This is a genomic window from Lentzea indica (genome assembly GCF_012184385.1).
Lineage (GTDB): Bacteria > Actinomycetota > Actinomycetes > Mycobacteriales > Pseudonocardiaceae > Lentzea > Lentzea indica.
Genome location: NZ_VSRL01000323.1, coordinates 1 through 9,097, shown reverse-complemented (window position 1 = coordinate 9,097; position 9,097 = coordinate 1). Strand labels below are relative to the sequence as shown.

Sequence of the window (9,097 nt, the reverse complement as noted above, 5' to 3'; positions counted from 1 at the left end):
ACGATCATCGGCCCGCTCACGCCGTCGCAGGGGTGCTGGCCTCGATGCGCGGCCAACCCGTCGCCGTGTATGCGGCCGTGTCGCTCGAACACGCCGAAGAGGGCGTGGAGGCGGCCACGACGGCGTTGGCGATCATCGTGCCGATCCTGCTGATCGCGGTCGGCGGTACCGCGTGGCTGGTGGTGGGCCGCGCGTTGCGTCCGGTGGAGGCGATCCGGGAACGGGTCACCGAGATCACCGCGAGCCGGCTCGGCCGCCGCGTGCCGGAACCGCCGGCTGACGACGAGGTGGGCAGGCTGGCCCGCACCATGAACGAGATGCTGGCCCGCCTCGAAGAGGTGCACGAACGGCAGCGCCGCTTCGCCGCCGACGCCGCACACGAGCTGCGCAGCCCCCTGTCGAGCCTGCGCACCCGGCTGGAGATCGGCCTCGCACACCCGTCCAGCACGGACTGGGTGCGTCTCGCGGGCGACCTGCACCGCGAGGCGGTCCGCCTGGGCGACCTGACCGACGAGCTGATCGTGCTGGCGCTGGCGGACGGCGTCACCGAGCCGGTCGGGTGGGTGGACCTGGACGAGGTGGTGCTGACCGAGATCGACGCGGTCCGCACCCGCGGCGTCGTCGACGTCGAGCTGTCCCCGTTCTCCGCGGCCCGGCTGCGCGGCAGGGCGGGCGAGCTCAGCCGCGTGGTGCGCAACCTGCTGGACAACGCCGAACACCACGCCCAGCACCGGATCACGGTCGGCCTGTGGTCAGCCGACCGGTTCGCGGAGCTGGTCGTCACCGACGACGGCCCCGGCGTCCCTGACTCGGACCGCACGAAGGTGTTCGAACGGTTCTTCCGCTCGCAACGCGCCCGTGAACGTGACTCGGGCGGCGTCGGCCTCGGACTGGCGATCGTGCGCGAGGTGACCGAGCGGCACGGCGGCCTGGTGTGGCTGGCCGACTCGACCGAGGGCGCGTGTTTCCACGTTCGCCTTCCCCTGGCCGTGGAGCCTCCGGCCTGACCACGGACTGAGGATCTTCACGATGCTCTAATCGAACGACTGCACCGTCGTGAGGATGAGATTCTCCGCGTCGACCAGGTTCGGCATCCGATCCGTGCTGGCACTGGTGGCGTTGACGATCGTGGCCGTCCCGTTCGGCCTGCTCCTGCTCCTGGTGCGGGCCAGGTGGACGCCGCTGCTGTCCGTGGACGACGGCGTCCGTGACGAGCTGTACCGCTACACCGCCCAGCGCCCGGCCTTCGCCACGGCCATGAAGATGCTGAGCACGGCCGGTTCCGCACCGGTCTACCTCACGGTGTTCGCCCTCGTGGCGGCGTGGCTGCTGTACCGGCGGCACCCGAGGCCCGCGGCGTTCGCGGTGGTGACCGTGACAGGCAGTCCGGTGCTCAACTCGTTGGTCAAGAGGGCCGTTCAGCGAGCCCGTCCGGTGGTGGCCGACCCGGTGACCACCGCTACCGGTCTGAGCTTCCCCAGCGGCCACGCCCAGTCCGCAGTGGTCACGTACGCGACGTTGTTGTTGCTCTTCTGGTCTGTGATGCGATCCGTGTGGCGCCGAGTCGCTGTGACCGTGGCGGCGGTGATGGTGCTGGGCATCGGCTTGTCCCGAGTCGCCTTGTCGGTGCACTACGTTTCCGACGTCTTCGCGGGGTACGCCCTCGGCCTGGCCTGGGTGGTCGTGATGATCGCGATGTTCGGCGCATGGCGTCGGGAGCTCCGCCCGAGGGTTCGCTGAACCAGCGAAACCGTCAGGGCTGTGGGCCTGGTACCGGGACCCATTGCCGGCACGGGTCGCCGGAGCAGGTGCGCAAGGTCGCCAGCCGGTTCGCCAAGGCCTGCCGCGTGGCGGCGTAGCGCGGGTCGTCGTGCACGCTGGTGAGCTGATACGGATCTCGTTGCAGATCGTAGAGTTCGCGCTCACCGGTCGAGTGCTCGACGTAGGTCCAGCGGGGCGCGCGGAGTCCGGCGTACCACGGTCCGTTGCGCTTGGGGCCGGTCTCGATCACGATGCCGCGCGGGAGCGATCCGGGATCGTTGGCGATCGGGATCAGTGAACGGCCGTCCACGGGCAGTGCGGCCGTCGCGTCGGCGACGTCCAGGATCGTGGGTGCGAGGTCGATGTTGGCCGCGATCGTGCTGACCCGTTCACCGATCGGCACACCGGGTCCTCTGATGATCAACGGCACGCGCAGCGACTCCTCGTAGGGCACGATCTTGCCCGACGGGATGCGGTGCTCGCCCTGCATCCAGCCGTTGTCGGAGGTGAACACGATGACTGTGCGGTCGAGTTCGCCGGCGGCCCGCAGCGCCGAGACGATGCTGCCGACGGCGTCGTCCACGGCGAGCAACGACTCCAGCCGCCCCTTGAGCCGCGCCTCGATCCGCTCTTCGGCAACGGGGGTGATCCGTGGCCGGTTGCGGACGGTCGCCGGCTTGTCGGAGACGTCGGCCTCGTTGTAGCTGGGCGGTTTGGGCACGGTCACCGATTCGAGGTCACCGCGGTGCCGGGGCGCCGGGCGGGGGTTGCGCTGCGAGAGATCCACGCCGCTGACGGCTCGTTCGCCGTGCGGCGCCAGCGGTGCGAACGACAGGAAGAACGGCTGTGCGGACGGCGCCCTGCGGGCGATGTAGTCCATCGCCTTGGTCGCATAGACGTCGGTCTGGTACAGCCCGGGATCCTCCACGGCCGGCGAACCGTAGGTGCGCAGCGTGCCGTTCTCGTTGAGCGTGTAGCCCCACATGCTGTACGTGCTCGGGTCGGTGGAGCCGTACCACTCGTCCCAGCCAGGAGGCACCTGCGTCGGGTTCGCGGTGCCGTAGCCGTTGAGGAACTTGCCGATGTGCGCGGTCTGGTAACCGGCCCGGCTCAGCCACACCGGCAGCGTCTGCCCGGCGCGCAGTTTGGCGAACCCGCCATCGGGCGGTGCGTTGCCCAGCACACCGTGATTGTGCGCGTACTGGCCGGTGAGAAACGTGCTGCGGGACGGGCAGCACAGCGAATAGGACACGACGCTGTTGTCGAAGCTGGTGCCTTGATCGGCGAGCATCGACCGCACAGCGGGCATGTGCGCCAGAGCCGATACGTTCATGTCGTCGACCATGATCACGACGACGTTGGGCTTGGCCTGCACCGCGCCGGCAGGTGCGGCCGCCGCGGTCAGTCCCGCGACGGTGACCAGGGTGAGCGCGGTACACGCCAGGCGTGATCGGGACATGCGAACCCTCCGATGTCGCGCGGCGGCGGAGCATCGACGTCCTCGGGCCAGTGTACGAGCGTGGTCGAGCCAACCACTGTGTTGACACTCATAGGGATACGCTGGGTATCGGTGTCGATGCGGTACGGATACCCCTGGGGATGACGATGGTCATGACACGCGACATGGCAATTCTCGCGGCTCTCGCACTGACAGTGCCGCTCACACCCGCGCCATCAGCCGTCGCCGCCGCATCACCGAATGCGGTCGTCGTCTGGGACATCAACGCGCAGACCGCCATCTGGGACATCGCGCAGCAGGCGCCGCCGCAGGTCGCCGGACGCGGTTTCGCGATGGTCAGCGGTGCGGTCTACGACGCGGTGAACGCGATCGCCGGCACACCGTACAAGCCCTACCTCGTCGCACCGCGAGCAAACGGCCGCGAGTCGACGGACGCCGCCGTCGCCACGGCCGCCTACCGGGTGCTCGACGCTATTTTCCCGGCACAGCAGGAAAGACTGCGCACGCAGTACGACGAGTGGCTCGCCGGCATCCCGGACGGACCGGCGAAGCGCGGCGGCGTCCGGGTCGGCACCCAGGCGGCCACCGCGATGATCACGGCACGGCAGCACGACGGCGCCTTCGACCCCCGGCCCTGGACCACCGGCACCGAGCCAGGTCAGTATCGCCCCACTCCGCCGGGTTTCGAGAACACGGGCGCCTGGGTTGGTTTCCTGAAGCCGTTCGCCATTCCGGACGCGACGATGTTCCGCACTCCTGGGCCGCCGGCGGTCACGAGCCACGCGTACACCCGCGATTTCACCGAGGTCAAGCGGCTCGGCTCGGCGACGAGCACCGTCCGCACCGCGGACCAGACCGAAGCGGCACTCTGGTGGCACGACCGGCGTTCCGTCAGCTGGGGGATGAAGCGCGACCTCGCCGTCACCCAGAGACTCAGCGTGCTGGAGACCGCGCGCTTCTACGCACTGGCGGACTTCACCGGCACAGACGGTGCGATCGCCTGCGCGAACGACAAGGAGTTCTGGCACTTCTGGCGGCCGGTCACCGCCATCCGGTCCGCGGACACCGACGGAAACCCCGCCACCACGGCAGATTCCAACTGGACTCCACTGGTGGTCACCCCGCCGAATCCCGACTACCCCTCCGGTCACACCTGCCGCACCGCCGCGCAGATGACGGCATACGCGCACTTCTTCGGCCGGGACAACGTCTCTTTCAGCGCGTACAGCGTCGACAGCGGCACCACGCGACACTTCGGCAGCTTCTCGCAGGCGACCGCCGAAGTCGTCGGAGCACGCATCTGGGCCGGCATCCACTTCCGCTCCGCGGACGTCGACGGCACCACACTCGGCACGGCCGTCGGCAACCACATCACGAAGCGCTACTTCCAGCCACGTCGATGACCTGCCGGAGGGTCACGGCCGGGTGGCTGTGCCCGTGACGAGAGTGGTCTGACCGGTCACGTACTCGCTCCACACGCCGACGGACAGCTCGGCGCCAGGTCGAGCGAAGCTCCGCACGAAGCTCTGTCCTTTGTGGACGCCACCGAAGGTCACGTAGAACTCCTTGGTGCTGGGTCGTTCCTGTGGCGGAGTGTCGTTGACCGGCAGGATCTCGTTCAGGCCCCAGCCGTAGTCGTCGCGGTACTCGCCGACCACCCGCTCCAGGGTGTTCTCCAGGACGGCGCCGGTGGCCGGGATGTGGATCAGAACGCCGCGCCTGCCTTCGCCGAAGGCGGTGTTGAAGACCAGCACCTCGCTCTCGCCGCCACGGTAGAACACCGCCTGGCCTGAGCCGACCTGCGAGCCCGCGGGGCAGGCCGCCGCACCCTGCTTCTCGATGACCGACCGGTCGCAGACCGGGAACAGGTACGGGTTGAAGTGCACCGAGCGGTCGAACAGGAACACGAACTCCCGTGCCGCGGCCGGCTCCGCACCGGTGGGCGTCGAGCGGAGGCTGGTGAAGGAGATGTTCACCCCGAACGGGGAGCCGCCGTCCTCGGCGTAGGTCACCGACCCGGTGTCGATGTTTTCCGGGCCCGCCACGTCGGGCTCGTACGGCCGTTGCGGACCGAAGGGGGTCGGGTGAGGGTACGACTGGCTGGAGGGTGCGGCTGCCGCGGGAGTGGCGGTGAGAGCGACGACGACAGCGATGAGTCCGATCAGATGACGGGTTCCCATGGGTCATTACCTCCCAGTCTGACCTGTCTTCGATGTGTGTCGAACAGACCGGATGGCAAGTAGAGTCTTCGTGAAGTGTCGAAGAGACCTGGAAACATCTTCAGGGAAAGGACAGTCTCGTGCCTCTCGGCCGCTGGGGCGGCATCTCACACCCCGACCTGGACGAGATCACCGTCGACGACGTGCTGCGCGCCCTCGCCGATCCCACCCGCCGCGAGATCGTCCGGCTGCTCCAGGCCGAGGGCGACCGCGCCTGCGGCACGTTCGGGTTGCCCGTCGCCGCATCGACGCTGAGCCACCACTTCCGGGCCCTGCGCAAGGGCGGCCTCATCCGCCAGCACGACCATGGCAGGCAGCGAATGAACACGTTGCGCATCACGGAGCTGGACACGAAGTTTCCCGGCCTCGTAGCCGCCGTGCTCGCCTCCGCGGACTGACGGACCATCTGGTGAAGGAGCTGCGAGTGGGCGACGATTCGTTGTTCTACCGACCGAAGAGCCCGCTGGTGAGCACCATCGGCGCGTATTTGGGTGGGCCGACGCCGAGCCGCACGGATGACCCGGCTGTGCGTTTCGACCGCAACGGGGTCGAGTATCACGAGTCGTACGGACGCGGGCCGACCACTCGCCTGGAGTGGAAGGAAGTCCGTGCGGTCGCGGTTCTGCCAGGACCGATCGAGGGCCGTCAGGCCTTGTGCGTGTACCCGTTTCGTGAGCTACCGGAACCTGGTGTCCCGGCCAGCGAGTTGTGGACTGGTTCAGGGCCGGGCCTCGCGATCCGTTTCAGGTCGCTGTTCGGCACGCCGCTCGCAGTGCATTGGCATCACGTGCGAGGTCCGTCGCTGGAGAAGCTCGCCAGGCGCCTGCCGGCCTGGACCGAGGGTCGGATAGCTCTGACTTCGGCGCGTCCAGCCTGAGGTTGAGTCAATAACCTTTCCGTCATGCCCCCCATGACCCAAGAGGAACGCGAGGCCTTCCTCGCTGAACCGCATGTCGGAGTCCTGAGCGTCACGGCCGAACCGGAACGTGCCCCGCTGACCACCCCGATCTGGTACGAGTACCAGCCGGGCGGGCTGGTCAAGGTGATCACGACCCCCGGCCTGCGCAAGGTACGGCTCATCGAGGAGGCCGGCCGGTTCGCGTTGTGCGCGCAGGTGGCCGAGGTCGAGGACTACCGGTACGTGTCGGTGGAGGGCCCGGTGACCGAGATCAGGCCGGCCTCGAGGCAGGAGCGCTACGACATGGCCGCGCGCTACATGGGGCCGGACCAGGCCACCGACTACGTCAACGCGACGGACGAGAGCCAGTCGGGCAACGTCGCGATCCACATGCGGCCGGAACGGTGGAACACCTTCGACTTCAGGAGGAAGCTCGACGGCTGACAGGTCACGGGGCTCAGATTTCGTGGTCCGACAACGGATCGTCACGCCAGGAGGGCCTGCCGACGGATTCCATCGACAGGCCGTCTGACCAGGTGAACACACTACGACGATCCACGGGCTCAGGACTACCAGCGATGCGCGACGTCGACGACCATGCGCGATCCGGTGCCGGGCCCGTCGAGCAGGAACACCCGGAACGGCAGCCGTGCGCGGACGCCCAGCCCGATCGTCGTCTGTCCCTCGAACTGGCCGGCCCACGCGACGTGGCGGAACGTGCTGTACGCGCTGACATCGGCGAGTTCGCCGTTCGGGAGGAAGATCGCGTCGGTCGCGATCGTCGGGACCTTCGCGATGACCTCCAGCCGCGCGCCGCCGCGCACGGGGACGAGTTCGCCCGACCCGTCCTTGCGGACCTCGGCGACGTAGCGCACGGAGTAGCCGCGCACGTCGCCGTTCACGTCGAGGACCATCCGGTCGAAACAGATGTGGCGGCCGGTGCGGATGTCGTACAGCTCGTCGGTGGAGCCGGGGCCCGCCTCCTTCGGCAGGGAACCCCAGGTGATGCCGCAGTCCGGCGTACTGGCCCCCGCCGCGGCGGGCACCCCCAGCAGCACACCGAGGACAATCGCCACCAGGACCACAAGGGAACGCCTCATCACGGCCTCCTGACACTTACTACTGCTGCATTGAAGGACGCCTGCCCCGTGCCCCGGTTGCCTGGCGCCGTGTCGCACACCGATCCGTCTGCCCGCCCGCCGAGAAACCCGTTGCGAGTGGCCGCCCGTCCGATGTCTAGTTGATCAGCCACCGATCACGGGACGGAACATGTCGCTGCCCACCCCCACGCTGCCCACCGCTCGCCTTCGACTGCGTCCTTTCGACGACGCGGATGCGGACGCCCTCTTCGCGCTGCACAGCAGCGCCTACGTGCTGCGCTACTGGGACTCGCCGCCGTGGAGCGAACGCGGGCGCGCCGAGCGGTTCATCACGGCTTGCCGGCAGATGGCAGAGGACGGCACCGGGGCACGGCTGGCCGTGGATCGTGTCTCCGACGGGGCGTTCATCGGCTGGTGCAGCCTGAACTCGTGGAATCCGGACTACCGCAGCGCATCGCTGGGCTACTGCTACGGCGATGCGGCGTGGGGCCACGGCTACGCGACAGAGGCCGCACACGGTTTGCTGCGGTGGGCATTCGACACGCTGGACCTCAATCGCGTGCAGGCTGAGGCCGATACGCGCAACGTGGCATCTGCCCGAGTGCTGGAGAAGCTCGGATTCGTGCGGGAAGGGACGTTGCGGGAAGACTGCGTCGTGAACGGCGACGTCTCCGACTCGTGGGTCTACGGGCTCCTCCGGCGGGAGTGGCAGCCGTCGTCCGAGCCGGTTTCTGCCCGCTGAGTCGTCCCTCCCTCATCGACAACCCACCGCCACCGGCCCGGTTTGTCCTTTGTGGACCTTGGGTGTCCACGCGAGGTCAATGACGAAGCCGCTTTGTCCCGGTTGTGTCGCAACAGCCTGTCGGTACCGGCGGACCTCCGTGCCCATGTCGATACTGTGGATCTCGTGGTGGCGATTCTGCTAATCGAGGACGATCCGTTGGTGCGGCGCGCACTGGAGCTCGCGTTGTGCAGACACGGTCACGACGTCCGCACCGCGGCCACCGGCGAGGAGGGCCTGCAGGCGTTCCGGTCGTCCACTCCGGACCTGGTGGTGCTCGACCTGATGCTGCCCGGCATCGACGGTCTCGAGGTGTGCCGCCGCATTCGGGGCGACGGCGAGGTCCCCGTGATCATGCTGACCGCGCGCGGAGACGACTTCGACGTCGTCGGCGGTCTGGCGGCGGGGGCGGACGACTACGTGGTCAAGCCCGCCCGGCCGGCCGTGCTCGACGCACGGATCAGGGCGGTCCTGCGTCGCGGCGCGGGTGCGGCCGAAGGTGTCCGGGTGCACCACGAGCTGCGGATCGACACCACCGGGTTGACCGTGTCGTTGCGCGGCGATCCCGTGTCGCTGACGCCGACCGAGATGCGGTTGCTGCTGACCGTGTCGCGATCTCCTGGACGGGTGTTCAGCCGCGAACAGCTGCTGCGGGAGGTGTGGGAGCACGACTACCTCGGCGACTCCCGGCTCGTCGACAACTGCGTGCAGCGGCTGCGAGCGAAGATCGAGAGCGATCCGGCGTCACCGCGGTACGTGCAGACGGTGCGCGGGTTCGGTTACCGGTTCGGGCCGGTGTGAGCGCGCGGTGGTGGCCGCGTGGCGTGCGGTCCCGGTTGCCGTGGCCGCGCTTCGTGCTGGTTGACTGGTGCTGGCGCT

10 protein-coding genes are annotated in these 9,097 nt (G+C 68.6%); 7 read left to right on the top strand and 3 right to left on the bottom strand.

The genetic code is table 11. The annotated features are described in order from the left end of the window. Together FXN61_RS43980 and FXN61_RS43975 are read left to right on the top strand one after the other, a co-directional pair. The coding region (locus FXN61_RS43980) for a sensor histidine kinase (protein WP_167979768.1) at positions 1–1,007 on the top strand (1,007 nt) is incomplete at its 5' end. Positions 1,008–1,062: 55 nt separating this feature from the next. After that, positions 1,063–1,740 carry a phosphatase PAP2 family protein gene (locus FXN61_RS43975; RefSeq protein ID WP_167979767.1) on the top strand — a complete coding sequence of 226 codons (678 nt, stop codon included), beginning with the start codon at positions 1,063–1,065 and terminating at the stop codon, positions 1,738–1,740. Positions 1,741–1,753: 13 nt separating this feature from the next. On the opposite strand, the gene FXN61_RS43970 is transcribed toward FXN61_RS43975, so the two are convergent. Next, positions 1,754–3,220 carry a sulfatase family protein gene (locus tag FXN61_RS43970; protein WP_167979766.1) on the bottom strand — a complete coding sequence of 489 codons (1,467 nt, stop codon included), beginning with the start codon at positions 3,218–3,220 and terminating at the stop codon, positions 1,754–1,756. A 152-nt stretch (positions 3,221–3,372) separates the two neighbouring features. On the opposite strand from FXN61_RS43970, the gene FXN61_RS43965 reads away from it, so the two are divergent. Further along, positions 3,373–4,623, top strand: a complete 1,251-nt coding sequence (locus FXN61_RS43965) for a vanadium-dependent haloperoxidase (RefSeq protein WP_223165848.1) — start codon at positions 3,373–3,375, stop codon at positions 4,621–4,623. Positions 4,624–4,635: 12 nt separating this feature from the next. Here the strand turns inward: FXN61_RS43965 and FXN61_RS43960 are convergent, their stop codons facing one another. Next, a complete protein-coding gene (locus FXN61_RS43960; RefSeq protein WP_167979764.1) occupies positions 4,636–5,400 on the bottom strand; it encodes a hypothetical protein in 765 nt (254 codons plus the stop codon). A gap of 119 nt (positions 5,401–5,519) precedes the next feature. Here FXN61_RS43960 and FXN61_RS43955 point away from each other — a divergent pair, with 119 nt between their 5' ends. Both FXN61_RS43955 and FXN61_RS43950 read left to right on the top strand, forming a co-directional pair. Next, positions 5,520–5,837 (top strand): ArsR/SmtB family transcription factor, encoded by a 318-nt coding sequence (locus FXN61_RS43955; protein WP_167979763.1) that lies wholly within the window; start codon positions 5,520–5,522, stop codon positions 5,835–5,837. Between the two features lie 503 nt (positions 5,838–6,340). Further along, positions 6,341–6,781, top strand: coding sequence for a pyridoxamine 5'-phosphate oxidase family protein (locus FXN61_RS43950; RefSeq protein ID WP_167979762.1), 441 nt, complete (start codon positions 6,341–6,343; stop codon positions 6,779–6,781). Between the two features lie 125 nt (positions 6,782–6,906). On the opposite strand, the gene FXN61_RS43945 is transcribed toward FXN61_RS43950, so the two are convergent. Further along, positions 6,907–7,437: an AMIN-like domain-containing (lipo)protein gene (locus FXN61_RS43945; protein WP_167979761.1), complete on the bottom strand. Its 531-nt coding sequence runs from the start codon at positions 7,435–7,437 to the stop codon at positions 6,907–6,909. A 169-nt stretch (positions 7,438–7,606) separates the two neighbouring features. On the opposite strand from FXN61_RS43945, the gene FXN61_RS43940 reads away from it, so the two are divergent. Both FXN61_RS43940 and FXN61_RS43935 read left to right on the top strand, forming a co-directional pair. After that, complete coding sequence (locus FXN61_RS43940; protein ID WP_167979760.1) at positions 7,607–8,179, top strand: GNAT family N-acetyltransferase; 573 nt, start codon at positions 7,607–7,609, stop codon at positions 8,177–8,179. 165 nt (positions 8,180–8,344) lie between these two features. Then, a complete protein-coding gene (locus FXN61_RS43935; protein WP_167979759.1) occupies positions 8,345–9,019 on the top strand; it encodes a response regulator in 675 nt (224 codons plus the stop codon). Positions 9,020–9,097: the final 78 nt, after the last annotated feature.